This window comes from Enterobacter sp. C4G1 (assembly GCF_052886895.1).
Genome location: NZ_JBQVVV010000002.1, coordinates 1986436 through 2012848, shown reverse-complemented (window position 1 = coordinate 2012848; position 26413 = coordinate 1986436). Strand labels below are relative to the sequence as shown.

General features: G+C 57.4%; 26 protein-coding genes. 14 read left to right on the top strand and 12 right to left on the bottom strand.

The features are described 5' to 3' along the window. Positions 1–2 precede the first annotated feature (2 nt). Positions 3–353, bottom strand: a complete 351-nt coding sequence (gene hypA / locus ACT9TW_RS23370; protein WP_166717628.1) for a hydrogenase maturation nickel metallochaperone HypA — start codon at positions 351–353, stop codon at positions 3–5. A gap of 210 nt (positions 354–563) precedes the next feature. Between hypA and hycA the strand changes: the two genes are divergently transcribed. The 9 genes from hycA (at position 564) to hycI (ending at position 8354) form a co-directional block, all read left to right on the top strand. Further along, positions 564–1028, top strand: coding sequence for a formate hydrogenlyase regulator HycA (hycA, locus tag ACT9TW_RS23365; protein WP_182062222.1), 465 nt, complete (start codon positions 564–566; stop codon positions 1026–1028). Positions 1029–1098: 70 nt separating this feature from the next. Continuing rightward, on the top strand, positions 1099–1707 hold the full coding sequence (locus ACT9TW_RS23360) for a 4Fe-4S dicluster domain-containing protein (RefSeq protein ID WP_446493828.1): 609 nt from the start codon (positions 1099–1101) through the stop codon (positions 1705–1707). Then, the gene (gene hycC / locus ACT9TW_RS23355; protein WP_446493827.1) at positions 1704–3530 is read left to right on the top strand and encodes a formate hydrogenlyase subunit 3; all 1827 of its coding nucleotides are present in this window, start codon (positions 1704–1706) and stop codon (positions 3528–3530) included. Before ACT9TW_RS23360 ends, hycC begins: the two co-directional genes overlap by 4 nt. Before the next feature lies 1 nt (position 3531). Continuing rightward, the gene (locus tag ACT9TW_RS23350) at positions 3532–4455 is read left to right on the top strand and encodes a respiratory chain complex I subunit 1 family protein (RefSeq protein WP_446493826.1); all 924 of its coding nucleotides are present in this window, start codon (positions 3532–3534) and stop codon (positions 4453–4455) included. Positions 4456–4470: 15 nt separating this feature from the next. After that, positions 4471–6180, top strand: a complete 1710-nt coding sequence (locus tag ACT9TW_RS23345; protein WP_182062218.1) for a hydrogenase large subunit — start codon at positions 4471–4473, stop codon at positions 6178–6180. Between the two features lie 9 nt (positions 6181–6189). After that, the gene (locus ACT9TW_RS23340; RefSeq protein ID WP_446493825.1) at positions 6190–6732 is read left to right on the top strand and encodes a formate hydrogenlyase complex iron-sulfur subunit; all 543 of its coding nucleotides are present in this window, start codon (positions 6190–6192) and stop codon (positions 6730–6732) included. Next, entirely contained in the window at positions 6732–7499 is a 768-nt protein-coding gene (locus tag ACT9TW_RS23335; protein WP_182062216.1) for an NADH-quinone oxidoreductase subunit B family protein, read from the top strand. The genes ACT9TW_RS23340 and ACT9TW_RS23335 overlap by 1 nt, the downstream gene beginning before the upstream one ends. Next, the gene (locus tag ACT9TW_RS23330) at positions 7496–7906 is read left to right on the top strand and encodes a formate hydrogenlyase maturation HycH family protein (RefSeq protein WP_217186800.1); all 411 of its coding nucleotides are present in this window, start codon (positions 7496–7498) and stop codon (positions 7904–7906) included. Before ACT9TW_RS23335 ends, ACT9TW_RS23330 begins: the two co-directional genes overlap by 4 nt. Further along, a complete protein-coding gene (gene hycI / locus ACT9TW_RS23325) occupies positions 7899–8354 on the top strand; it encodes a hydrogenase maturation peptidase HycI (RefSeq protein ID WP_315686607.1) in 456 nt (151 codons plus the stop codon). The genes ACT9TW_RS23330 and hycI overlap by 8 nt, the downstream gene beginning before the upstream one ends. Before the next feature lie 89 nt (positions 8355–8443). On the opposite strand, the gene ACT9TW_RS23320 is transcribed toward hycI, so the two are convergent. Beyond that, positions 8444–9868, bottom strand: a complete 1425-nt coding sequence (locus tag ACT9TW_RS23320; protein WP_446493824.1) for a 6-phospho-beta-glucosidase — start codon at positions 9866–9868, stop codon at positions 8444–8446. 18 nt (positions 9869–9886) lie between these two features. Beyond that, positions 9887–11338 (bottom strand): PTS cellobiose/arbutin/salicin transporter subunit IIBC, encoded by a 1452-nt coding sequence (gene ascF, locus ACT9TW_RS23315; RefSeq protein ID WP_182062212.1) that lies wholly within the window; start codon positions 11336–11338, stop codon positions 9887–9889. Between the two features lie 190 nt (positions 11339–11528). On the opposite strand from ascF, the gene ACT9TW_RS23310 reads away from it, so the two are divergent. The 4 genes from ACT9TW_RS23310 (at position 11529) to ACT9TW_RS23295 (ending at position 16510) form a co-directional block, all read left to right on the top strand. Next, positions 11529–12566 carry a LacI family DNA-binding transcriptional regulator gene (locus ACT9TW_RS23310; RefSeq protein ID WP_409050282.1) on the top strand — a complete coding sequence of 346 codons (1038 nt, stop codon included), beginning with the start codon at positions 11529–11531 and terminating at the stop codon, positions 12564–12566. Between the two features lie 133 nt (positions 12567–12699). After that, positions 12700–13245: an electron transport protein HydN gene (gene hydN / locus ACT9TW_RS23305; protein ID WP_446493823.1), complete on the top strand. Its 546-nt coding sequence runs from the start codon at positions 12700–12702 to the stop codon at positions 13243–13245. A 6-nt stretch (positions 13246–13251) separates the two neighbouring features. After that, entirely contained in the window at positions 13252–15486 is a 2235-nt protein-coding gene (gene hypF / locus ACT9TW_RS23300; protein ID WP_446493822.1) for a carbamoyltransferase HypF, read from the top strand. A 1-nt stretch (position 15487) separates the two neighbouring features. Further along, on the top strand, positions 15488–16510 hold the full coding sequence (locus tag ACT9TW_RS23295; RefSeq protein ID WP_182062209.1) for a HoxN/HupN/NixA family nickel/cobalt transporter: 1023 nt from the start codon (positions 15488–15490) through the stop codon (positions 16508–16510). On the opposite strand, the gene ACT9TW_RS23290 is transcribed toward ACT9TW_RS23295, so the two are convergent. The 4 genes from ACT9TW_RS23290 to norV all read right to left on the bottom strand — a co-directional run bounded on the left by ACT9TW_RS23290 (position 16483) and on the right by norV (position 21301). Beyond that, on the bottom strand, positions 16483–18156 hold the full coding sequence (locus tag ACT9TW_RS23290) for an SgrR family transcriptional regulator (RefSeq protein WP_446493821.1): 1674 nt from the start codon (positions 18154–18156) through the stop codon (positions 16483–16485). The genes ACT9TW_RS23295 and ACT9TW_RS23290 overlap by 28 nt on opposite strands. A 164-nt stretch (positions 18157–18320) precedes the next feature. Continuing rightward, positions 18321–18479 carry a hypothetical protein gene (locus ACT9TW_RS23285; protein ID WP_446493820.1) on the bottom strand — a complete coding sequence of 53 codons (159 nt, stop codon included), beginning with the start codon at positions 18477–18479 and terminating at the stop codon, positions 18321–18323. A 243-nt stretch (positions 18480–18722) separates the two neighbouring features. Then, positions 18723–19856, bottom strand: coding sequence for an NADH:flavorubredoxin reductase NorW (gene norW, locus ACT9TW_RS23280; RefSeq protein WP_446493819.1), 1134 nt, complete (start codon positions 19854–19856; stop codon positions 18723–18725). Beyond that, the gene (norV, locus tag ACT9TW_RS23275) at positions 19853–21301 is read right to left on the bottom strand and encodes an anaerobic nitric oxide reductase flavorubredoxin (RefSeq protein ID WP_446493818.1); all 1449 of its coding nucleotides are present in this window, start codon (positions 21299–21301) and stop codon (positions 19853–19855) included. Before norV ends, norW begins: the two co-directional genes overlap by 4 nt. A gap of 186 nt (positions 21302–21487) precedes the next feature. Between norV and norR the strand changes: the two genes are divergently transcribed. Beyond that, a complete protein-coding gene (gene norR, locus ACT9TW_RS23270; RefSeq protein WP_446493817.1) occupies positions 21488–23002 on the top strand; it encodes a nitric oxide reductase transcriptional regulator NorR in 1515 nt (504 codons plus the stop codon). On the opposite strand, the gene gutQ is transcribed toward norR, so the two are convergent. The 5 genes from gutQ to srlB all read right to left on the bottom strand — a co-directional run bounded on the left by gutQ (position 22999) and on the right by srlB (position 26403). Beyond that, positions 22999–23964, bottom strand: coding sequence for an arabinose-5-phosphate isomerase GutQ (gene gutQ, locus ACT9TW_RS23265; RefSeq protein ID WP_182062203.1), 966 nt, complete (start codon positions 23962–23964; stop codon positions 22999–23001). The genes norR and gutQ overlap by 4 nt on opposite strands. Then, positions 23957–24730: a glucitol operon DNA-binding transcriptional repressor SrlR gene (gene srlR, locus ACT9TW_RS23260; protein ID WP_217186787.1), complete on the bottom strand. Its 774-nt coding sequence runs from the start codon at positions 24728–24730 to the stop codon at positions 23957–23959. Before srlR ends, gutQ begins: the two co-directional genes overlap by 8 nt. Before the next feature lie 63 nt (positions 24731–24793). After that, complete coding sequence (gutM, locus tag ACT9TW_RS23255) at positions 24794–25153, bottom strand: transcriptional regulator GutM (protein WP_446493816.1); 360 nt, start codon at positions 25151–25153, stop codon at positions 24794–24796. Positions 25154–25245: 92 nt separating this feature from the next. Next, positions 25246–26025, bottom strand: coding sequence for a sorbitol-6-phosphate dehydrogenase (srlD, locus tag ACT9TW_RS23250; protein ID WP_182062201.1), 780 nt, complete (start codon positions 26023–26025; stop codon positions 25246–25248). 15 nt (positions 26026–26040) lie between these two features. Next, a complete protein-coding gene (gene srlB, locus ACT9TW_RS23245) occupies positions 26041–26403 on the bottom strand; it encodes a PTS glucitol/sorbitol transporter subunit IIA (RefSeq protein ID WP_182062200.1) in 363 nt (120 codons plus the stop codon). Positions 26404–26413 lie beyond the last annotated feature (10 nt).

Below are 26413 nucleotides of genomic sequence, written 5' to 3'. Positions count from 1 at the left end.
AATTATTCCCTCTCGATTTCGAGGCGTTGGATCTGCATTCCGTCATCGGCCACGATGCGAAGCCCGGTGCTCTGACACTGCGGGCAGCTTCGTACTTTCGACGACAGCAACGTGACGTACTGCTGGCACTGTTCGCACCAGCACTCCGCCTGCTGTTCTTCAATATGAAGCTGGCAGCCTTCCGCCAGCGTGTCGCGGCACACCAGCTCAAAGCAAAAGGTGAGAGCGCTGGTTTCGACGCAGGAAAACGCGCCGAGTTTCAGCCAGACACCGGTCACACGTTTTGCGTGGTGTTGTGCTGCCTGTTGTTCGATTAACTCCAGAGCCCGTTGGCAGAGGGTGATTTCGTGCATGACGCCTCCTCAATGAATTGCGCCTGTAATGCAATAACGATGCCATCTTGATTTTTGTTAAGGCGTGACGATGTCAACGCTGTCGAAATGACACGTCGACACTGCCGTTACAGCAGTGTGTTTTGTATTTAAATCATTAAAAATCAATTAATTAAAAACTGGCATGGAATCTGCTTAATAGCCGCAATCTCCATTAACCGGATATCTGACATGACTATTTGGGAAATCAGCGAAAAAGCGGATTACATCGCACAGCGGCATCAGCAGTTACAGGAGCAGTGGCATCTTTACTGCAATTCTCTGGTTCAGGGGATAACCCTGTCGAAAGCCCGGCTACACCATGCCATGAGCTGTGCCGCACAAGGTGATATGCGCTTTGTGTTGTTCGGGCACTTTACGATTTACGTCACCTTGGCAGACAGCTTCAACAGCCACACCATCGAGTATTACGTCGAGACAAAAGACGGGGATAAACAACGCATTGCGCAGGCACAACTGATGACCGATGGCATGGTTGATGGCCACGTCAGCAACCGCGATCGCCAGCAGGTACTGGAACATTACCTGGAAAAAATTGCGCCGGTCTACAACGGCCTTTACACCGCGGTTGAGCACGATTTACCGGTCAACCTGCAACAGCTGATGAACGGAAATCCATCGGCAAACGTTGCCTGAGTATTGCGTGTCGAGAAGTGTCGATAAGACAGATTTTCGTCAAAAATGACCATCACCAGAGGATTACCCGGTGAACCGTTTTGTAATTGCCGACTCGACGGTCTGTATCGGCTGTCGAACCTGTGAAGCGGCGTGTTCGGAAACACACCGTCTGCACGGATTGCAGTCAATGCCGCGCCTGCGCGTCATGCGAAATGAAAAAGAGTCTGCGCCGCAGCTCTGCCACCACTGTGAGGATGCCCCGTGCGCGGGTGTCTGCCCTGTTAATGCCATCACCCGTGTTGATGGTGCGGTACAGCTCAATGAAAGCCTGTGCGTAAGCTGCAAGCTGTGCGGTATTGCCTGCCCGTTTGGCGCAATTGAGTTTTCCGGCAGCCGCCCGCTGCATATTCCGGCGAATGCCAATACCCCGAAAGCGCCGCCAGCGCCACCGGCTCCGGCACGCGTCAGTACGCTGCTGGACTGGGTTCCCGGCGTGCGAGCCGTCGCGGTGAAGTGCGATCTGTGCAGCTTTGATGAACAAGGCCCGGCCTGCGTGCGTACCTGCCCGACCAAAGCGCTCATTCTGGTCAACATTCGCGATATCGCCCGTACCAGCAAGCGCAAGCGCGAGCTGACGATCAACACCGATTTTGGCGATCTTTCGCTGCTTCAGGAACTTAACGAGGGGGCAAAATGAACGCGGTGACGATGATGAACAGCGCTGTGGCCTGGTTCGCCGCCGCGGCCGTTCTGGCGCTGATTTTTTCGTTCCATAAAACCCTGAGCGGCTGGATTGCCGGGATAGGTGGGGCGATAGGGAGCCTGATGACCCTGGCCGCGGGTGGGGTGGTTCTGCTCGGCGGGCAATCCGTTGAAGCCATCATTCCGGTGGTGCATCACGCGGTTCAGGTGACCCCGCTGAATGCCATCTGGCTGGTGACGTTTGGTTTGTGCGGGCTGTTTATCAGCCTGTTTAATATTGACTGGCACCGCCATCACAGCACCAAAGCGAACGGGTTGCTGGTGAATGTGCTGATGGCTGCGGCGGTCTGCACCGTGACCGCCAGCAACCTGGGTGCGCTGGTGGTGATGGCCGAAATCATGGCCCTGTGCGGCGTGTTCCTGACCGGGTGCAGTGCTTCCGGCAAGCTGTGGTTTGCGCTTGGGCGGCTCGGCACGCTGCTGCTGGCGTTAACCTGCTGGCTGGTGTGGCAACGTTACGGCACCCTGGATTTAGCCCTGCTGAACGAGCGGGCACAGCAGCTGCCGTTTGGCGCTGACATCTGGTTGTCGGGCGTGGTGGGCTTTGGCCTGCTGGCCGGGATCATCCCGCTGCACGGCTGGGTGCCACAGGCGCATGCCAATGCTTCTGCTCCGGCGGCGGCACTGTTCTCCACCGTGGTTATGAAGGTTGGGCTGTTCGGCATTCTTACGCTGTCGCTTACGGGCGGGCAGCCGCCGCTCTGGTGGGGCGTGGTGTTGCTGCTTGCGGGTATGGTAACTGCGTTTGTCGGCGGGCTGTACGCGCTGATGGAGCACAACATCCAGCGTTTGCTGGCCTATCACACCCTGGAGAATATCGGCATCATTCTGCTGGGGCTTGGCGCGGGTGTGACCGGGCTGGCGCTCAATCAACCTGCACTGATTGCTGCCGGGTTTATCGGCGGCCTGTATCACCTCATCAACCATAGTCTGTTTAAAAGCACGCTGTTCCTCGGCGCGGGCAGCGTCTGGTTCCGTACCGGCCATCGCGATATCGAAAAACTGGGTGGCATCGGCAAAAAGATGCCGGTTATCTCTCTTGCCATGCTGGTGGGGTTGATGGCGATGGCCGCGCTGCCGCCGCTGAACGGCTTTGCCGGTGAGTGGGTGATTTACCAGTCCTTCTTCGCGCTCGGTCAGAGTGATGCGTTTATTGCGCGTCTGCTCGGTCCGCTGCTGGCGGTGGGGCTGGCTATCACCGGCGCGCTGGCGGTGATGTGTATGGCGAAAGTCTATGGCGTGACCTTCCTCGGCGCACCGCGCACGAAAGAGGCGGAACAGGCCTGCTGCGCGCCGGTGCTGATGGCGGCAAGCGTTGTCGCACTGGCGCTGTGCTGCGTTATCGGCGGTGTGGCTGCGCCGTGGCTGCTGCCGATGCTGGGTAGCGCGATACCGCTGCCGCTCACGACGGCGCACACCACCGTTTCACAGCCGATGATTGCGCTGCTGCTAATTGCCGCGCCGTTGCTGCCATTCATTCTGATGCTGTTCTTCAAACGCGACCGTCTCTCCTCCCGCTCGCGCGGTGCGGCGTGGGCCTGCGGCTATGAACATGAGCAATCAATGGTGATCACCGCCCACGGCTTTGCCATGCCGGTGAAAGAGAACTTCGCTGCCGTGCTGAAGCTGCGTCACTGGCTGAACCCAGTGGTCTGGATCCCAGGCTGGCAGAGTGCTGCCGTGCCTGCGCTGTTCCGCCGTCTGGCGGTTGTCGAGCTGGCGGTGCTGGTGGTGATTGTGATTTCACGAGGAGCCTGACATGAGTCTGTTACTGGCATTACTTCAGGCGCTGGTGTTATTCGCCATTGCGCCACTGCTTTCCGGGTTGAGCCGTGTGCTGCGCGCCCGGATGCATAACCGTCGCGGGCCGGGTGTCCTTCAGGAATACCGCGACCTGTTCAAATTGTTCACCCGCCAGAGCGTTGCACCCGATGCCGCAGGTTGGGTGTTTCGCCTGACGCCGTTTGTGATGGTGGGCGTCATGCTGACCATCGCCACCGCGCTGCCGGTGGTTACCGTTGGCTCTCCGCTGCCGGTACTGGGCGATTTGATCACCCTTATCTATCTGTTTGCCATCGCGCGTTTCTTCTTTGCCATTGCGGGCCTGGACACCGGTAGCCCGTTCACCGGCATTGGTGCCAGCCGCGAGGCAATGCTGGGCGTGCTGGTTGAACCGATCCTGCTGCTGGGATTGTGGGTTGCCGCGCAGGTGGCGGGTTCAACCCATATCACGTTTATCACCGATACCGTCTACCACTGGCCTGTTGCACGTTCCATTCCGCTGGTTCTGGCGCTGTGCGCCTGCGCGTTCGCCACCTTTATTGAGATGGGCAAACTGCCGTTTGACCTTGCAGAAGCGGAGCAGGAGTTGCAGGAAGGGCCACTGACCGAGTACAGCGGCTACGGCTTTGCGGTGCTGAAGTGGGGCATCAGCCTTAAACAGCTGGTGGTGCTGCAAATGTTTGTTGGCGTTTTCTTCCCGTGGGGACAGATGACGCACTTTTCCGCTGGCGGCCTGGTGCTGGCAGTGGTGGTTGCCGTCCTCAAGCTGCTTATTGGCGTGCTGGTAATTGCGCTGTTTGAAAACAGCATGGCGCGTCTGCGTTTTGTAGCGACGTCCCGTATCACCTGGGCCGGTTTTGGCTTTGCATTTTTAGCATTCGTCTCCTTGCTGGTGGCGTGATTAAAGAGAATTTTTATGTCTGAAGAGAAAAAAGGTCAGCAGTACCTCGCCGCATTGCATCAGGCGTTTCCCGGCGTGGTGCTGGAAGAGTCCTGGCAGACCAAAGACCAGATAACCCTCACCGTGAAGGTGAACTACCTGCCAGAGGTGGTGGAGTTCCTGTATTACCAGCAGGGTGGCTGGCTCTCCGTGCTGTTCGGCAACGACGAACGTCAGCTGTGCGGGAACTATGCGGTTTACTACGTGATGTCGATGGAACAGTTCGAGAAGTGCTGGGTAACCGTGCGCGTCGAAGTGGACCCGAACAAACCGGAGTATCCGTCCGTTACGCCGCGCGTGCCTGCTGCGGTCTGGGGTGAGCGTGAAGTGCGCGATATGTACGGCCTGGTACCTGTCGGTCTGCCGGATGAACGCCGCCTGGTGCTGCCGGACGACTGGCCGGACGAACTCTATCCGCTGCGTAAAGACAGCATGGATTATCGTCAGCGTCCGGCACCGACCACCGACAGCGAAACTTACGAGTTCATCAACGAACTCGGCAGCAAAAAGAACAACGTGGTGCCGATTGGCCCGCTGCACGTTACCTCTGATGAGCCGGGGCACTTCCGTCTGTTCGTTGACGGCGAGAACATTATCGACGCCGACTACCGTCTGTTCTACGTCCATCGCGGCATGGAAAAGCTGGCGGAAACCCGCATGGGTTACAACGAAGTGACCTTCCTCTCCGATCGCGTGTGCGGTATTTGTGGCTTTGCCCACAGCACTGCCTACACCACCTCGGTGGAAAACGGCATGGGAATTGTGGTGCCAGAGCGCGCGCAGATGATTCGCGCCATTCTGCTGGAAGTGGAACGCCTGCACTCGCACCTGCTGAATCTCGGCCTGGCCTGTCACTTTGTCGGCTTCGATTCCGGGTTTATGCAGTTCTTCCGCGTGCGTGAAGCGTCAATGAAGATGGCGGAGATCCTCACCGGGGCGCGTAAAACCTACGGTCTGAACCTGATCGGCGGGATCCGCCGCGACCTGCTGAAAGATGACATGATCCAGACCCGCCAGCTTGCGCAGCAGATGCGTCGCGATGTGCAGGATCTGGTGGATATGCTGCTCAGCACGCCAAACATCGAGCAGCGTACCGTCGGTATTGGCCGTCTGGATCCTGAAATTGCCCGCGACTTCAGCAACGTTGGCCCGATGGTGCGCGCCAGCGGCCACGCCCGTGACACCCGTGCCGATCACCCGTTTGTGGGCTACGGTCTGCTGCCGATGACGGTACACAGCGAACAGGGCTGCGACGTGATTTCTCGCCTGAAAGTGCGTATCAACGAAGTGTTCACCGCGCTGAATATGATCGACTTCGGCCTGGATAACCTGCCAGGCGGCCCGCTGATGGTGGAAGGCTTCACCTATATTCCAAACCGCTTTGCCCTTGGTTTTGCTGAGGCGCCGCGCGGTGACGACATCCACTGGAGCATGACCGGCGACAACCAGAAGCTCTATCGCTGGCGCTGCCGTGCGGCAACCTACGCCAACTGGCCAACCCTGCGCTATATGCTGCGTGGCAACACCGTGTCTGATGCGCCGCTGATCATCGGCAGTCTCGACCCGTGCTACTCCTGCACCGACCGCATGACGGTGGTCGATGTACGTAAGAAGAAAAGCCAGGTGGTGCCGTACAAAGAGCTTGAGCGCTACAGCATCGAGCGTAAAAACTCGCCGCTGAAATAAGGACTCGTCATGTTTACCTTTATCAAAAAAGTCATCAAAACCGGCACCCAGACCAGCAGTTATCCGCTGGAGCCAATGCCGGTGGATAAAAACTTTCGTGGTAAGCCAGAGCACAATCCGCAGCAGTGCATCGGTTGTGCCGCCTGCGTGAATGCCTGTCCGTCTAACGCCCTGACGGTGGAGACGGACCTGAAAACCGGCGAGCTTGCCTGGCAGTTTAACCTCGGGCGCTGCATTTTTTGTGGTCGCTGCGAAGAGGTGTGCCCGACGGTGGCTATCCGTCTTTCTCAGGAGTACGAGCTGGCGGTCTGGAAGAAGGAGGATTTCCTCCAGCAGTCGCGCTTTGACCTGTGCAACTGCCGCGTTTGCAACCGCCCGTTTGCCGTGCAAAAAGAGATCGACTACGCCATTGCGCTGTTAAAGCACAACGGTGACGTCCGCGCAGAGCACCACCGGGAAAGCTTTGAAACCTGCCCGGAATGCAAACGCCAGAAATGCCTGCTGCCGTCCGACCGCATCGATTTAACCCGCCATATGAGAGAGGCCAGCTGATGGAAAACTTACTCGGCCCACGCGACGATAACGGCATTCCGGTGCCCATGACGGTGGACGAATCCATCGCCAGCATGAAGGCGTCGCTGCTGAAAAAAATCAAACGCTCGGCCTACGTCTACCGCGTGGATTGCGGCGGCTGCAACGGCTGCGAGATTGAAATTTTTGCCACGCTGTCGCCGCTGTTTGATGCCGAACGCTTTGGCATCAAAGTGGTGCCGTCCCCGCGTCATGCCGACATTTTGCTTTTTACCGGGGCGGTAACCCGCGCCATGCGATCGCCTGCGCTGCGTGCCTGGCAGTCAGCGCCTGATCCGAAAATCTGTATCTCTTACGGCGCGTGCGGCAACAGCGGCGGTATCTTCCATGACCTTTACTGCGTGTGGGGCGGCACTGACAAAATTGTCCCGGTGGACGTTTATATTCCGGGTTGCCCGCCAACGCCTGCCGCGACGCTGTATGGGTTTGCGATGGCGCTCGGTCTGCTGGAGCAGAAGATCCACGCCCGTGCACCGGGTGAGCTCGACAGCCAGCCCGCGACAATATTGCACCCGGATATGGTGCAGCCATTGCGCGTGAAAGTCGACCGCATGGCGCGCAAGCTGGCGGGCTATCGCTATGGCCGCCAGATTGCCGATGATTATCTGCGTCTGCTCAGTCAGGGCGATCATCAGGTAGCACGCTGGCTGGAGGCGGAAAACGATCCGCGTCTGAATGAGATTGTCGCAAACCTGAATCAGGTGGTGGAAGAGGCGCGTATCCGATGAGTGAAACGGTGGTGTTCAGTCAGCTGAGCCGTAAGTTTATTGATGAGAACGATGCCACGCCGGATGCGGCGCAGCAGGTGGTCTATTACAGCCTGGCGATTGGTCACCACCTGGGGGTGATCGACTGCCTGGAGGCGGCGTTAAGTTGCCCGTGGTCAGCGTATCTGGCGTGGATTGCCACGCTGGAAGAGGGCAGTACAGCGCGGCGCAAGATGGAAGGTGTCCCGAAATACGGTGAGATTGTTATCGATGCTAACCATATTGCCATGCTTGCCAATGCGTTCGACGCGGCCATAAGCCGACAAACCCCTGAACAGCAGGCGTGGAGCAAAACCCTGCTCGGGATGCTCCATGATATTCATCAGGAGAGCGCCATCTACCTGATGGTGAGGAGATTACGTGACTGACGTTTTACTGTGTGTGGGCAACAGCATGATGGGCGATGATGGCGCAGGCCCGCTGCTTGCAGAAATGTGCGCGGCCCATCCCCAGGGTAACTGGGTGGTCATCGACGGTGGCAGCGCGCCGGAAAACGACGTAGTGGCAATCCGCGAATTGCACCCGAACAGACTGTTGATTGTCGATGCCACCGACATGGGGCTAAACCCCGGCGAGACGCGCCTTATCGACCCCGACGATATTGCAGAGATGTTTATGATGACGACCCACAATATGCCGCTTAACTACCTGGTCGATCAGATTAAGGACGACGTGGGTGAGGTGCTGTTTTTGGGGATTCAGCCGGATATCGTGGGCTTTTATTACCCGATGACGCCGCCGGTGAAAGAGGCAGTGGACGTGGTTTATTCCCGGCTGGGTGCGTGGGTTGGGGATGGGGGATTTGCCAGGCTTTGAGCCGGTGCCCGGTGCCCGGTGACGCTACGCTTACCGGGCCTACGGTTTTGTAGGCCGGGTAAGGCGAAGCCGCCACCCGGCAAAACAGACTACACCAGATCCGCCCCGTTACTCGCAATCACCTTCTTATACCACCAGAACGATTTTTTGCGCTTTCTGTCCAGCGTGCCGTTCCCGGCATCGTCACGGTCAACATACACAAACCCGTAGCGCTTGCTCATTTCGCCCGTAGAGGCGGCCACCAGGTCAATACAGCCCCATGTGGTGTAACCCATCAGCGGCACGCCGTCTTCAATGGCATCGCCCATCGCGCGGATATGTTCGCGCAGGTAGCTGATGCGGTAGTCGTCGTTAATCTCGCCGTTTGCCTCAATCACATCCTTCGCGCCGAGGCCGTTCTCCACCAGGAACAGCGGTTTCTGGTAACGGTCGTACATCATGTTCATGGTGATGCGCAGACCCAGCGGGTCGATACCCCAGCCCCATTCGCTCACCTCGATGTGCGGGTTACGCAGAGATTTCACGATGTTTGCCGCATTGGTGTTTTGTGCATTCATATCCGCCGAGGCACAGCGGGAGGCGTAATAGCTGAACGACACAAAATCGACAGTGTTTTTCAGCAACTGGTCGTCACCAGGCTCTTTAACAATCACCACCCCTTTATCGCGGAACACGCGGGCAGAGTAGGCCGGGTAACTACCGCGCGCCTGCACGTCGATAAAGAACAGGTTCTCGCGGTCTTTTTCCAGCGCCATCCACACGTCTTCCGGCTTGCAGGAATATGGGTAGAAATTGCCGCCTGCCAGCATACAGCCGACCTGGTTTTCCGGGTTCACCTCGTGGGCGATTTTGGTCGCCAGCGCGCTTGCCACCAGCTCGTGATGCGCGGCCTGATATTTCACCTGATCTTCGTTTTCGCCTTCTTCGAACATTAGCCCCGCACCCGAGAACGGGCTGTGCAGCATGATGTTGATTTCGTTGAAGGTCAGCCAGTATTTCACCAGGCCGTTAAATTCTTCAAAGCAGGTGCGGGCGTAGCGGGCGAAGAGATCGACCATCTTGCGGTTACGCCAGGAGCCATACTCCGTGACCAGATGCATTGGCACATCGAAGTGGCACAGCGTCACCAGCGGTTCGATATTGTACTTTTTGCACTCTTCAAACACCGCGCGGTAGAAGGCAATACCCTCTTTATTTGGCAGCGGCTCATCACCATTCGGATAGAGACGGCTCCAGGCAATGGAGGTACGGAACACCGTGAAGCCCATTTCCGCCATCAGGGCGATGTCTTCTTTATAGCGATGGTAAAAATCAATCGCCTCGTGGCTTGGGTAAAATTCGTCGTCACGCAACGAAAAACGTCTTTCCTTACCGACCTTCACCGCCAGACGGTTTGCGCCGTGGGGGATCATATCGACGGTGGTCAGCCCTTTACCGCCTTCACGGTAAGCACCTTCACTCTGGTTGGCGGCCAGTGCGCCACCCCATAAAAATCCTTGTGGAAAAACAGACATTTTTACCTCGCTATAAAATTATGCTTGTGCGGCTTTGGCCTGAGCCGGTGCGGTTTGCAGGGCGCGCGCTTTTTCTGCTTCGTCCTCAACCGGGATGTCTTCAAAGCCGAGTATTAACGTCAGGACAAACGACAGAACAACTGCCAGCGCCATGACGCCAAACACCCAAACGATGGTCATCGGATTCGCCGGGTCGAAGAACTGTACGCTGGTAAACAACCCCGGAGCGGCCATTGAATGGCTGGCAAGACCGGCAATCCCGGCGACCGCGCCGCAGATAAAGCCGCTGATAAGACTCGCAATTAACGGACGTTTCAGACGGACCGCCACGCCGTAGAGAGCCGGTTCAGAGATACCCGCCATGATGGCAGAGGCTGCTGCCGCCAGCGCCGTCTGACGCAGTTCCGGGTTTTTGGTTTTCCACGCCACCGCCAGCGACGAGCCGCCGAGCGACAGGTTGGCACCAATTTCTGACGGCATCACCATCCCTTCTTTGCCCGTTTCGGCAATGGTCTGAATGATAGTCGGCGTAAACACGCGGTGCATCCCGGTCATCACCAGCAGCGGCCAGAGCGCGCCCATAATCGCCACGGACAACCAGCCGAGGTAACCGTGAATGGTGTAAACCAGCGCAGAGATGGCACTACCGATCCAGATCCCAAGTGGCCCAATCAGCACGATGGCGAGCGGAGCGGCAATCAGCACAATCAGCATCGGTTTGAGGAAGTTTTTGGTGACGGCAGGGGTAATACGGTCAACCCAGCGTTCGATATACGACAGACACCAGGTCATCACCAGCGCCGGGATCACGGTGTAGGTGTATTTCACCGCCGTGACCGGAATAAAAGCGAACTCGACGTGTTCACCCTGCGCCGCTTTCGCCATCAGTTCAATAAAGCTTGGGTGGACCAGTACGCCCGCAATGGCAATCGCCAGCGACATGTTGGTTTTGAATTTCACCGCCGCAGAGGCCGCCACCATTAGCGGCAGGAAGAAGAACGCCCCGTCGCCGATCACGGTCAGAATGGTGAGCGTCGGCGCACCTTTTGGCAGCACGCCGGTCATCTCCAGGATCATCGCCAGCAGTTTGACCATCGAGCCGCCGATGATCGCCGGGATCAGCGGGGACATGGTGCCGATCAGCGCATCGAGGATCCCCGCGCCAACCCGGCGGAAGGTGAGCTTTTGCGGCCCTTCAGGCACGGCGGGTTGCAGTTCTGTCGGCAGCAGGCTCACGACTTCACGGTAAGCCTGGGATACGGTGTTGCCAATGATCACCTGGCACTGGTTATCGTTGCGCACCACGCCAAGTACACCGCTGATGCTTTTCAGGCGAGCGGTGTCGGTGAGGGCTTCCTCTTTCAGGACAAAACGCAGTCGCGTCATGCAGTGGGTGACGGCGACGATGTTGTCTTTGCCGCCCAGCGCGCTGACAACGTCGTTCGCCAGCGCAGCGTAATTTTTGGCCATCGGATGAGATCCTGTTATCGTTGTGTGAAATGTAGGAAACCGGTTCCACACAATCATCATGAGTTTCTTTGAATGAAACAAGATCACATTTTGTACATTTTTTATATTCGTGATGACGATCACTTTGAGGTGTTGAAAGCGTGATATTGCCGCTGCGACAATTTTCCTGCGGTGCAGTACACTGCGCCCCATCAGTTTCAGACGGAATAAAAACATGACCACGATGCTGGAAGTGGCGAAGCGCGCAGGTGTCTCGAAAGCGACGGTTTCCCGGGTGTTGTCGGGAAATGGCTACGTGAGCCAGGAGACCAAAGACCGGGTGTTCCAGGCGATTGAAGAGAGTGGGTATCGCCCCAATTTGCTGGCGCGCAATCTGGCAACCAAACGCACGCAAACCCTGGGGCTGGTGGTGACCAACACCCTGTATCACGGCGTTTACTTCAGCGAGTTACTGTTCCATGCCGCCCGGATGACCGAAGAGAAGGGGCGGCAGCTGATCCTGGCGGACGGTAAGCACAGCGCGGATGAAGAGCGTGAGGCGATTCAGTATCTGCTGGATATGCGCTGCGATGCGGTCATTATTTATCCGCGTTTCCTGAGCGTGGAAGAGATGGATGAGATCGTCGAGAAGTGCGAGCAGCCCATTATGGTGCTCAACCGCCGCCTGCGGAAAAACAGCAGCCACAGCGTCTGGTCCGATCATAAGGCCTCCAGCCAGGACGCGGTGGCGCGGCTGATTGCGAAAGGTCACCGGGAAATCGCGTTTATTACCGGCTCGCTGGATTCGCCGACCGGGGTTGAGCGTCTCTCCGGCTACAGGGACGCGCTGGCGCAGCACGGTATTCCGCTACGCGAGGCGCTGATTGCGCAGGGGAAGTGGAACCCCGCCAGCGGCGCGGCGGCAGTGGCGGAGCTGCTGTCCCGGGGCGAAACATTTTCGGCGCTGGTGGCAAGTAATGACGATATGGCCATCGGTGCCATGAAGCAGCTGCACGACAGCGGCATCGCCACGCCTGAGAAGGTGTCGGTGATTGGGTTTGATGATGTGGCCATTGCGCCTTACATGGTGCCGTCTCTTTCCAGCGTACGTGTGCCGGTCACAGAGATGATCAAAGAAACCATCAGTCGCCTGATCTTTATGCTGGATGGCGGTGAGTTCACCTGGCAGCAAACCTTCTCCGGGGAACTGGTGTTACGCGACTCGGTTATCGACGGCCCGCATCGTTGACATCGACATCTGTCATCGTCAGAAGTGACGATGACAGTCTCCGTGTAATTGCTAAATCAATATAAATCATCAAGTTAAAAACTGGCACGGTTTATGAATGTCTCCGCGCATGACTGTTATGCTGGAGAAGCAGATGAACCGTTTTATTATGGCCGATGCCAGTAAATGCATTGGTTGCCGTACCTGTGAAGTGGCGTGCGTGGTATCGCATCAGGCGGATCAGGATTGTGCAGCACTCACCCCTGAATCTTTCCTGCCGCGTATTCACGTTATCAAGGGCGTGAATATTTCTACTGCCGCCATTTGCCGCCAGTGTGAAGACGCGCCGTGCGCCAATGTCTGCCCTAACGGGGCTATCAAACGTGAAAAAGGGTTTGTCCATGTGATGCAGGAGCGCTGCATTGGCTGCAAAACCTGCGTGGTGGCGTGCCCTTATGGCGCGATGGAAGTGGTGGTTCGCCCGGTTGTGCGCAACAGCGGCATGGGGCTGAGCGTGCGGGCAGACAAAGCCGAAGCCAACAAATGCGATTTGTGCCATCACCGTGAAACGGGCCCGGCCTGTATGGAAGCCTGCCCAACGCACGCGCTGGTGTGTGTCGATCGTAACAAGCTCGAACAGATGAGCGCTGAAAAACGTCGTCGTGCGGCGTTCGATACCTCGTCGTCCATGCTGTTCTGATCCGCCATGAGCTGTAACGGCATACAGGTGCGGGTGCGCGGAAAAGTGCAGGGCGTCGGGTTTCGTCCCTTCGTCTGGCAGCTGGCGCAGGCGCTTCAGTTGACCGGTGATGTCTGCAATGACGGGGAGGGAGTACTGGTGCGCCTCGCGGGTAATGGGGGGGCCTTTACCGCGAGGCTGCGCCAGGACTGCCCACCGCTGGCCCGTATCGATGCGATCCAGACCCAGCCGTTCGAGTGGCCAGACCCGCCTGACGGCTTCACCATCCGCCATAGCGCGGGTGGGGCGATGGATACGCAGATTGTGCCGGATGCCGCCACCTGCCCGGCGTGTCTGGCAGAAATGCGCGATCCGCGCGAACGCCGTTACCGCTACCCGTTTATTAACTGCACCCACTGTGGCCCACGTTTTACCATTATCCGCGCCATGCCTTACGACCGTCCGGCCACGGCGATGGCCGGATTCCCGCTCTGTACGCCGTGCGAATCAGAGTATCGCAACCCCGCTGACCGGCGCTTTCACGCTCAGCCTGTCGCCTGCCCGGACTGCGGGCCACAGCTTGAATGGTGCGGCGAAAACATGCACGCCACGCGCGAACAGGCGCTGGCAGCGGCCGTTGTGATGCTGAGAGAGGGCGGGATTGTGGCCATCAAAGGCCTGGGTGGTTTCCACCTGGCCTGTGACGCGCAAAATCCGCGGGCAGTGGCGCGGCTGCGGGAGCGAAAACAGCGCCCGACAAAACCCCTGGCGGTGATGATCCCCCATGCTGATGGCCTGCCGGAGTCTGTCAGTAAACTGCTGAGTTCACCCGCAGCACCCATTGTGCTCACGCCAAAAGCCTGGCTGCCTGAACTGTCTGAGGCGGTAGCACCAGGCCTGGACTGTGCGGGCATCATGCTGTCGGCTAACCCGCTCCAGCATCTGCTGATGGCGGATGTGCAGCGCCTGCTGGTGATGACCTCCGGAAATCTCAGCGGCAAACCTCCGGCCACCACCAATGCGCAAGCGCTGGACGACCTCAGGGATATTGCCGACGGTTTTCTGCTGCATAACCGTGACATCCTGCAACGGATGGATGATTCCGTGGTGGATGCGGATGGCACTATGCTGCGTCGCGCCCGGGGTTTTGTACCGGATGCCATCACGTTGCCTGCCGGATTTCACAATATTCCCGCCATGTTGTGTCTGGGGGCCGAGATGAAAAACACCTTCTGTCTTGTGCGCGGCAGTCAGGCTGTAATGAGCCAGCACTTTGGCGATCTCAGTGATGACGGCGTGGAGCACCAGTGGCGTACCGCGCTGGCGGTGATGCAGCAGATGTATGCGTTTCAACCTGTGCGCGTGGTGTGTGACGCGCATCCGGGATACCGCGCCCGGCGCTGGGCTGATGAGCAGGCACTGAGCACCGAAACGGTATTGCATCACCATGCCCACGCAGCGGCTTGCCTGGCGGAAAACAGCTGGCCGCTCGACGGTGGCGATGTTATTGCCCTGACGCTGGACGGTATCGGCATGGGCGATAACGGCGCGCTGTGGGGCGGGGAATGTTTGCGGGTGAACTACCGTGACTGTGAGCATCTCGGAGGGCTACCTGCGGTGGCATTACCGGGCGGCGATCTGGCGGCCGTTCAGCCGTGGCGTAATTTACTCGCACACTGCCTGGCATTTGTGCCTGGCTGGCAGCAGCGCAGGGAAACTCACGCGGTACAGGCGCAAAACTGGCCATTGCTGGCAACGGCGATTTCACGTGGCATCAATACACCGCTGGCATCGTCGTGCGGGCGGTTGTTCGACGCAGTTGCCTGCGCGCTGGATATCACGCCGGATAAGCAGGGCTATGAAGGTGAGGCAGCATGTCGGCTGGAAGCGCTGGCTGCCTGCTGCAGTGGCGTTGCACATCCGGTCACGCTGCCGGTGATAAACGGCAACCTGGCACTGAGCGTATTCTGGCAACAGTGGCTGGACTGGCAGGCGGAGCCGAGCGAACGCGCGTGGGCATTTCATGATGCGCTGGCAAACGGGCTGGCAGAACTCGCCGCTTTCCACGCCCGGCGCGCGTCCCTCTCTACGGTGTGCTGTAGCGGCGGGGTGTTACATAACCGCCTGCTGCGCGCGCGCCTGCGTCATTATCTTTCTGACTTTACTCTTCTTTTGCCGTGTCGCCTGCCCGCAGGTGATGGGGCTATCTCCTTCGGGCAGGCAGTGGTTGCTGCGGCCCGGTCATGTTCACAAAGGACTTAAAATGTTACGACTCTTACGCAACGAACCGCGTGCAGCGTTTTTGCTGCTGGCTCTGGTCATGGCCAATCTGCTCGCCTGGGGCTGGGCGTGGCGAACCTTCAGCGGCAGTACGGCGCTGATGGCGGCAAGCCTGCTGGCCTGGTGTTACGGGTTGCGTCACGCAGTGGATGCCGACCACATCGCGGCAATTGATACCGTGACGCGTAAGATGATGCAGCAGGGCCAGCGGCCCTCTGGCGTGGGGGCGTGGTTTTCGCTGGGCCACTCAACTATCGTGGTGCTGGCCTCGGTGGCGATTGCTGCCACCGCCACGGCGTTTCAGAAGAACATGGCCTGGTTTCATGAGACGGGCAGCCTGATCGGTACAGCGGTATCCGCGACGTTTCTGCTGGCGATGGCGCTAGTCAATATGGTGATTTTGCACGGTGTCTGGCGCAATTTTCAGGCGCTGAAAAACGGTCAGGCAATGAATGGCGATGTCACGCTTCCGGCTGCGGGTGGGGTGATGAACTGGCTGTTTGGCACTACATTCCGCCTGGTGAACAAAAGCTGGCAGATGTATCTGGTCGGTTTCCTGTTTGGGCTCGGGTTTGATACCGCAACCGAAATCGGTGTGCTGGGGATCTCCGCCGCCAGCGCCTCTAACGGTATGTCGGTCTGGTCGATCATGATCTTCCCGGCGCTGTTCGCCAGCGGGATGGCGCTTGTCGATACCCTGGATAACCTGCTGATGGTGGGAGCCTACGGCTGGGCGTTCAACAAACCGCAGCGTAAGATCTATTACAACATGACCATCACCGGCACTTCCGTTGTGGTTGCCCTGTTTATTGGCGGGCTGGAAGCGCTCGGTTTACTGATGGATAAATTTGCCCTGAGCGGTGGTATCTGGGATGCCATTGGTGCGGTTAATGACAATCTCGGTAATGCCGGGTTTGTGGTAGTTGGGCTGTTTGTCGTCTGCTGGCTCGTCTCGATGATCAACTACCGCTGGCGTGGTTACGATGCGCTGGTCGTACGCTCCTGAGACATTGCCGGGGGCAGCCAGGCTCGCGTGAAATCCAGCCAGCCGCCTGCGGTCAGTACAATATCCTGCACGTTTTCCATGGTGTTAATGCGATAGCGATAGTGGAACAGCGGCGTACATGCGCCGCATTCCAGCAGCCGCCTGAAAAAGGGGACGAGCTGTGTGTTCAGGCGCTCTTCGCTTTCGCAAAACCCCATCAACTGCTGTTTCTCTTCCTGCCAGCGGGCGTCGCCAAGTGCGGTGGCCCACGCGGGCTCGTCGGTAAACCATTCAGCCAGGGCAAAGCCTGGCAACTCGCCCGCCAGATAATCCCCCAGCACCAGGTCGGCCTGTTCTAGCGCACCGGGAGCGTGCCACTCATCGCGGTCTTTCCAGACGATAGTCAGTTCGCATTGGCGTTTTTTCAGGGCGGCATGAAGCGTATCGGCCAGCTCGAGCAGCTCCGGTGTGTGGTAGCAGACCAGGGTTAAGGTGGGCGGTAACGGGACGTCTGGTGCTGTCGGGAGCGGCGGTGTTTGCAGGCCGGGAAGGAGTTCGGTACGGGTTTGCAGATCGTCACGCTGTGCGAAGTTGTGCTGGCTCAAAAGGACGATTTCCTGGCGCAGCCAGGCGGCAAGCGGCTGCGCCAGTGCGATGTTAACCATTAACCACGCGAATCCGCCGCTGGTGGAGGTGACGGCTTCCTGAGCGCTTTTCCCTTTTCCGACGGTTATCCAGGCCGGTTTTTGCGCCCCGGCGCGGGTTCGCCAGAACTCTATCGCGTGCAAAAGCGGGTGGGCGGCAAAGTACCAGGGCTGACGCTCCAGTCGTAAAAAGTGGGAGTGATGACGGGCGATGGCAAACGGCCCGGCGCCGATATCCGGCTGTTGTGGATGAGGCAGGCGGCAGACGTGGTGCGCCAGACGATGCGCCAGCATGGCATCCGGTGCGTGCAGGGTAATATCAAGACACCAGGGTGCAGCAAGCGAAACCTGATGAACATGCTTAAGCCCCGAGTTGCGCACCGGATCGGCCAGCAGCTGTTGTACTCCTGCAAAGATATCTTCGTCACTGATGGCCTGGCCGTTATGCCAGTGTGCGCCACTGCGCAGGTAAAACCGCCAGCAGAGGTTGTTATCACGGGTTTCCCAGTGGTGCGCCAGATCTGGCGCAGGGTATGGCTGGCCGGGTGTGTAGCGCGTCAGTCCTGCATGTACCGCGCAGATAATGTGCTGTTCGGCGCGGCGGCGCTGCAACGCCGGGTAAAGCGAGGTGAGCGGGCGATACCAGGGAATACGCAGGGTCGGCTGGTGCTTAAGCCATTTTCCCCCCAGAAAAGGGGTGATGATGTGATGCAGGCTGGCAGGGTCACCGTCTGCAAGTTGCAATGCGCTTTGATAGTCTCCCTTTTCCAGGCAGGCATGCATCAGCGGCGCGCTGAGCTCGCTGGTGGTTGCCAGGCAGTGCAGGATGGCGCGGTGCCCGCGCCCAGGCTGTGCGCTCCAGCTTAACCATCCGCTCTGGGCGAGCTGGCGCAACAGGGTGCGCGCATGGCGCTCGCTGCACAGGGCTGTTTCGGCAACCTCGGCGATGGTTGTTGGCTTCGGGTCTGCTCCGTAATGCTGATAAAGCCGTTGATACTGACGGATTTTCTGAAGCTGGCGCATGGGGGCATTCCGGTGACAAAAAGGGATGCTGAGAGTGTAGGGTGTTTTGCGGAATAAATAAGGTCTGGTTAAGTAAAGTGTTCCGGTTTTTTTTGCCCGGCGGCGCTACGCTTGCACGGGCCTACGGGGTATGTAGGCTGGGTAAGCGCAGCGCCACCCGGCAATTACTGCTCATGTTTACTGACCGGCATCATCAGCTCACGCAAGCGAGCAATGCGGGCCTCCGGACTCAGATAAAGCCAGCGGAATAAAATGTATTCCGCATTCTTCGTCTGCTGGAAATAACGAGAAAGATAATTGAGTTCTTTATTAAAGGTTGCCACGATTTGTCTCCGGCTGATTAATACCTTTTCAGCGTAAGCCGGATGCGAATAATAAAACAGGTTGCTGTTTTTCAGGTGTTCCGCATTTATATATTGATGAGTGTAATAAACAAAGGACTGTAAGCAATGATTTATCTTTTTTGTATTTATATGGCGAACAGGATGCGCAAAAAAAGCCCCGGGACATCGGGGCGGCGGATAATAAAATCCTAAGGTTAAGTAAGCGTGGTAACAGACTGAAAACTAAGCGGGCAGCGATTTCAACAGTGTGAAAGCCTCCTTCATCCGATCTTCACTAACCACAAAGGCGCGTAGCTGACCGTCATTATCAGCGCCGCGGGCCACCATGCCCTGCGGCTCAATGGCTAACTGCCAGTTCAAATCCTGTCGCTGCGTTTCGCCTGCAAGATGCAGCGGTAACTCCGGCGTTTTTACCTTCACCAGCATGGCGGGTAATTTCAGCGGCGCGCTTGTCCCGAGCAGGTTTTTTGCCAGATACATGGCACTGAGCTGAATAGGTTGCAGGAAGGGCAATACCTGTCCGTTAATTTCCGCACAATCACCCAGGGCATAAATATCCGGCTGCGTGGTTTGCAGGTAACTGTCGACCTTCACACCGCGATTCGTTTCTGCGCCCGCACGGTGGGCAAGCGCTGTTTCCGGGCGCAGGCCGGTTGCGGCAATCACCACGTCAACCTCTACGCTGCGCTGGCGATCAAGCGTGGCGCGAATGCCGGTTTCGGTTTTGCTCAGACCTTGCAGCTGAGATTTCAGCAGCAGATGTACGCCCATATCGGTCAGCCGGTGTTGTAAACGACTGCTTACTTCTGCTGGCATCAGTGCGGAAAGGATGCTCGCGGCATGGTCAACCAGGGTGACCGCTTTCCCGGCGCGGCAAAAATCCATCGCCAGCTCGGTGCCAATCAGGCCGCCGCCTACAATCATTACCCGCTGTGCGTCCCGCAGCCTGGTTTCGCTGGCCTGATATTCCTGCTGGCTGTTCAGTGTCACCATCAGCTCGCGACCTTCAACCGGTGGGACAAAAGCGGCCGCACCTGTTGCCAGCACCAGCTTGTCGTACTGCCAGGTTTTATCCTGGCTCTTCACGACATGCGCGGCGGCATCGATATCCGTTACCCAGGTATAGGGAAACAGCCGCAGGTTTAATTGTTCCGCGAACTCTCCCGCCGTCTGGCGGGTGAGATCCTCTGCGCGCTGATTCTGGCTAATGACATGGCTTAAATCCGGCTTGTTGTACTCGTCCATGCTGTCGGCGGCGATAAGCGTCAGCGGCACGTTCGCGTCCTGTTTGCGGATATTTTTCACCAGCTGGCGGGCGGCAAAGCCCGAGCCGATGATCACGATCCCGTTGTTCATTTTGCCTCCGTACCCAGTTCGTCAAAGACGTCTTTACCCAGTGAACATTCAGGGCACAGGAAGTTGTCCGGGACATTGCTCCACGGTGTGCCTGGTGCTACGTCCTGCAACGGTTCGCCCAGTTCCGGGTCGTAAATCCACTGGCAAACGCTGCACTGCATACGCGGGCCGAGATTTGCCGCCGCGGCTGCCGCACAGGCGCAGGCTTCCTGCTGTTCAGGGGCTTTCACCGTGGATTCTGGCAGTGGAGCAAGCGCCCACTGACGTGCAATCTCGCGACCATGCTGGCGGCAGATTTCCAGGGCATCGATATCCGGGCGCCATTTGGCTTTCAGACTCATGGACATCTCAAAACCGGCGTCCTGCAAGCGGGTAGACAGACGGTCAACCGCGCCGCCGCTCCAGCCGTGTGAACCAAAAGCGCTGGCGCGTTTGTTACGGAAACGCAGACCTGTCATCTCTTCCACCAGACCAGCGATTTTCGGCATCATCACGTTGTTCATGGTGGACGTCCCAACCAGTACACCTTTGGAACGGAACACGTTGGTCAGGATGTCGTTTTTATCGCTGCGCGCCACGTTAAAGATTTTCACCGCCACGTTCGGATCAACTTCGTTGATGCCCTGGGCAATCGCATCCGCCATCATGCGGGTGTTGTTGGACATGGTGTCGTAGAAAATCGTGATGCGGTCTTCCTGATAATCCGCCGCCCATTTCAGATACATCTCAACGATCTGGGTTGGGTTTTCACGCCATACGACGCCGTGAGAGGTCGCAATCATATCAACCGGCAGATTGAAGCCGAGGATCTCGGTGATTTTCGGCGTCACCAGACGGCTGAATGGCGTCAGGATATTGGCATAGTAGCGCTGGCACTGCTCAAACAGCTCGGCCTGATCCACTTCGTCGTTGAACAGACGTTCGTCGCAGTAGTGCTGGCCGAATGCATCGTTACTGAACAACACCGCGTCGCCGGTCATGTAAGTCATCATGCTGTCAGGCCAGTGCAGCATTGGCGTTTCAACGAAGATCAGCTGTTTGCCGTTGCCGATATCCAGTGAGTCACCGGTTTTCACGGTGTGGAAGTTCCACTCCGGGTGGTGGTGGTGACCGTTGATTGAGTCGATAGCATTGGTGGTGCAGTAAATTGGGGTATTTGGGATGTAAGACATCAGCTCGGTCAGCGCGCCGGCGTGGTCTTCTTCTGCATGGTTGATAATGATGTAGTCGATAGCGTCCAGATCGATTTCGCTACGCAGGTTCTGCACGAACTCGCGGCTGAATTTGTGATCGACGGTATCGATCAGAACATTTTTACCTTCACGGATGAGGTAGCTGTTGTAGCTGCTGCCGCGCAGCGTTTTGTATTCAGTTCCGTGGAAATCACGCACTTCCCAGTCACGTTGGCCAACCCAATGAATGTTATTTTTAACCAGAATAGACATAGCAACCTCAATTAATACGGCGTTTTCAAATAAGATGTTTTAGCTATATCAAGTTGCGTGCCAACTTTTTATCTGATTGATTTAAATGTATTTAATTGTTTATTACTCGTAATGGGTAGTCATTATGACTATCTTAAAAACTGTCAATATGACAATATGCATTGTCAAAATGACAGCGAGGTTGAGATGAGCTTTTCTGTAAACGTACTGGCGAAGATCGCCATTGAACTGCAAACCGGTATTGGCCATCAGGACCGATTTCAACGGCTGATCTCCACGCTCCGCGACGTGCTGGAGTGTGATGCCTCAGCGCTGCTGCGTTACGAAGGTCGGCAGTTTATTCCGCTGGCCATCGACGGCCTGGCGCAGGATGTGCTGGGGCGGCGCTTTACGCTGGAAGGCCATCCACGGCTGGAAACTATCGCCCGTGCGGGTGATGTGGTGCGTTTCCCTGCCGACAGCGACTTGCCTGATCCCTATGATGGGCTGATCCCGGGGCAGGAGAGCCTCAAAGTACACGCCTGTATTGGCCTGCCGCTGTTTGCCGGGCAGAACCTGATTGGCGCCCTGACGCTTGATGGTATGTCACCGGATCAGTTCGATACCTTCAGTGACGAAGAGCTGCGGCTGATTGCGGCCCTGGCTTCCGGTGCGCTTAACAACGCACTGCTGATTGAACAGCTGGAGAGCCAGAACATTCTGCCGGGCAGCCCGGCGGCATTTGAACAGGTCACCCACACCGAGATGATTGGCCTTTCGCCGGGCATGGTGCAGCTCAAAAAAGAGATCGACATTGTGGCGGCTTCTGATTTGAACGTGCTGATTTTCGGTGAAACCGGCACCGGTAAAGAGCTGGTGGCAAAGTCGATTCACGAAGCCTCTCCACGTGCGGTCAACCCGCTGGTGTACCTCAACTGCGCTGCGTTGCCGGAAAGCGTGGCGGAAAGTGAGCTGTTTGGTCACGTTAAAGGGGCGTTTACCGGGGCCATCAGCAACCGCAGCGGTAAGTTTGAAATGGCGGATAACGGCACGTTATTCCTCGACGAGATTGGCGAGCTGTCTTTGTCGTTACAGGCCAAACTGCTGCGCGTGTTGCAGTACGGTGATATTCAGCGCGTGGGGGACGATCGCAGCTTAAGAGTGGATGTACGCGTGCTGGCGGCGACCAACCGCGACCTGCGTGAAGAGGTGCTGGCCGGGAATTTCCGTGCTGACCTGTTCCACCGCCTGAGCGTCTTCCCGCTTTCCGTCCCTGCGCTGCGTGAGCGCGGTGAAGATGTGGTTCTGCTGGCGGGTTACTTCTGCGAACAGTGTCGTCTGCGGATGGGGCTTTCCCGCGTGGTGTTAAGCCCCGGGGCGAGAACACATCTGTTAAGTTACGGCTGGCCGGGCAACGTGCGTGAACTGGAACATGCCATCCACCGTGCCGTCGTGCTGGCACGGGCCGCACGTTCAGGTGATGAAGTGGTGATCCACGCGCGTCACTTTGCGCTGCATGATGAAACCGCGCATGTTGTGACGCAGGACATCCCGGAAATCAGTAACGAGAATCTGCGCGAAGCAACGGAAGAGTTTCAGCGTCAGATGATCACCCGCGCACTAGAGCAGAATAACCGCAGCTGGGCGGCGTGCGCGCGGGCGCTGGAAACGAACGTCGCCAACCTGCACCGGCTGGCGAAACGTCTGGGTCTGAAAGGTTAGATGATCCCGGCCTGATAGAAATCTTGCAGGTTAATTGCACCGCACAGCTTGCCGCTCTCATCCACCACCGGGGCGGCAGTGATTTTGCGCTTCATCAGCACCTCTTTGGCTTCGATGGCGCGGCTTTCTGCATTCAGCGTCAGCCCGCCCTGGGTCATCGCTTCTGAAACCTGCGATTCCAGCTTGCCTCCGCCGACCAGCCAGCGACGCAGGTCGCCGTCGGTAAAAACGCCTTTCACAAAACCGTTGTTATCGCAGACGGCAACCAGCCCAAGCCCGGTACGGCTCAGCTCCAGCATCGCATCCATCACGCTGGTATCCAGTGTTACCTGTGGAATGGCATCGTCGGTGCGCATCAGGTGGTGCACTTTATTGAGTAGCCGTGCGCCCAGCGCGCCTGCCGGGTGAGAACGGGCAAAATCTTCTTCATTAAAGCCGCGCGCCTGCATAACCGCCATCGCCAGCGCGTCACCCAGCATCAGGGTGTTTACGGTGCTGGAGGTGGGGGCCAGGTGCATCGGGCAGGCTTCACGCTCTACGGAAACATCCAGCACCGCTTTTGCCGCCAGCGCCAGCGGCGAGCGGGATTTTCCGGTCATCGCCAGCAGGGCAACGGCTTTTTCCTGCAAGCGCGGAATGATGAGATCCAGCTCTTTTGCCGAGCCGGAGTAGGAGATAAACAGCATCACGTCGCGGCTTTCGATCATCCCCAGATCGCCATGCAGCGCCTCTGCTGGGTGAACAAAGAACGCAGGCGTTCCGGTACTCGCAAGCGTGGCGGCAATCTTCTTACCGATATGGCCGGATTTACCCATACCTGAGACGATCACTTTGCCTTCACACTGAATGATGGTGTTCGCCGCACGGACAAAATCATCGCCCAGGCGATCCGGCAGGCGGCTCGCTTCCTGCAATTCGAGCATCAGGGTCTGGCGGCCTGCGTTTAACAGAAAATCACTCATCTTTGTCTCCGGTTACGATAACGTCGATTCCTTTCTCTTCCAGCGCTTTTTTAAACGCCGGATCGATGCCCGCATCGGTAATCAGCTTATCGACACTTTCAAGGCTGCACACAATATTGGGGCTTTTACGGCCAAACTTCGACGAGTCAGCCATCAAAATGACTTCCCGCGCGGCGTTACACATGGCTTTGCTGACGCTGAACACTTCATTAAACGTGGTCACCCCGGCGTTCAGGTCGATGCCGTCCGTCCCCATAAACAGTTTATCAAAGCTGAAGTGGTCGAAGGCATTCTCGGCCAGTTGGCCGTGAAATGAGGCCGATTTTTTACGGAACGTCCCGCCTGGCATCAGGATGGTTTGCTCGCAGTCGTTCTCCGACAGGGCGTTGACGATATGCAGGCTGTTGGTCATCACGGTGATGTTGTTAAAGCGGTTGAGCATCGGGATCATCTGCAACACCGTGCTGCCGGCATCAAGGATGATAGAGTCGCCATCGTGGATAAACTTCACGGCAGCTTCGGCAATCAGCGCTTTCTGGTGAGTATTGATCAGCGTTTTGTGGTCGATAGGGGGATCGGCTTCGTCTTTATTGAGCATCACTCCGCCGTAGGTGCGGATGACGGCACCGGAGTTTTCGAGCAACACCAGGTCTTTGCGTATCGTTGTGCCGGTGGTGTCAAAGTAGTGCGCCAGTTCCTCTACCGAGCATTTTCCCTGCTTTTGCAGATGCTCCAGAATGGCCGCCTGCCGCTGACGTGGTTTCATAGGCGCTCTGTTCCTTAAGTTGCAAAATGATAATTTCGCAAGCTTATAGCGTTCACAACGAAATTATCCATGTTTCAGATTAAGCGCTAATGATAGTGCATTCTGACAGAGTGAATCATGGGGAAAGATCACATCAGGCTGCAATTCCTGCAACGATTTGCCGTTAATTGCCTGGATTTTCGCCGGTCGGGCAAAAACCGTCATCCCGCGCATGATGAGTGAATCGCAGACATTGTCATGTTCATCAAGCGCAACCGCCACGACCACACGCGGTTTGAAACGCCCGCCAGAGCGCCCGACGCCCACGCGGCCTTTCTGACACAATGCATCAAACGCGCGGTTGAACTGATGGATTTGCCAGCCGCCAAACGCCATCTGGCAGATCCAGGCGATAGCGGCGACGGTGATGAGTGCTGTTACCATGTTGGCTCCTTAATTGCCGGGTGGCGGTTGCACCTTACCCGGCCTACGGGGTTTTGTAGCCCCGGTAAGCGCAGCGCCACCGGGGAATGAACTCAGAACATCACCTGCCCACCGGTCACATTAATCGACTGTCCGGTGCAATAAGAGGCTTTCGGGCTGGCGTAAAACAGCAGCATATTCAGCACGTCCTGATAGTCGCAGCCGCGCTTCAGCGGCACTTTGTCGATGTAATACTGCTCTACTTCATCGGCGTTAATCCCAAGCTTGGTGGCGTACTGTGGCAGCAGGGACTGGAACATTGGTGATTTCAGCAGGTTGCCCAGCATCAACGAGTGCACGGTGATCCCGTACTCGGCGAGATCCAGCGCCAGGGATTGCGTCAGCCCTACGCCACCAAATTTGGCCGCACTGTAACCCGAGTTGTGTTTACTGCCCACTTTGCCGGATTTCGAGTTGATCTGGATGATGCGTCCCTGAACACCGTCGCGGATCATCAGACGCGAAAACTCGCGAGCGCAGAGGAAATAGCCCACCAGATTCACCTGCAAGGAGCGGTCAAAATCCCCCAGCGCAAAGTCGCTGATAAACGCCGCTTTCGCAATCCCGGCGCTGTAAACCAGCAGGTCGGTACGGCCAAAAATTTCGTCCACTCCGCGGGCAAGCGCCATTACGCTATGCTCGCTGGTGGCATCGGCGCCAAACCCGTACGCCATCCCTTCACCAAATTCGGTATTGATGGTGTCCGCCACGCGTGCGGCTTTTTCACTCTGAATATCGACAACCGCCACGCGGTAACCTTCTGCGGCAAGCCCACGGCAGAGGAACTCTCCTAAGGTTTGTCCCCCACCAATGACAACGGCAACCTGACTCATATTTCTCTCCTTAAATTACGCAACAAACTTTAATGTGCAGCCCGGGGTAACAGCCTGCGGAACAGGGCCATCCACATGAACGGTGCCGGGATATTCCGCCTGCGGCTGGCCGTCGAACCGCAGGGTGATATGCCCCAGTTCACGCAGATTTTGTTCAGCCACATCGCCCACGGCGGTCACGGCATAACGCATTTCACCCAGCTCCAGCTGGCTGCCGGGCTTGAGTTCACCGTTTAGCTCGCCATGGCAATGAATAAAACAGAACTCTTCGATATCCGCTGGCGCGCCTTCGCGAAAGGTAATCAGCATCTGGTCGCTGAGCGCATCGGCCGCGCTCTGGCCGATGCGGGTAATGGTGGTTTGGTAAATCACGGTCATCACAGGAACC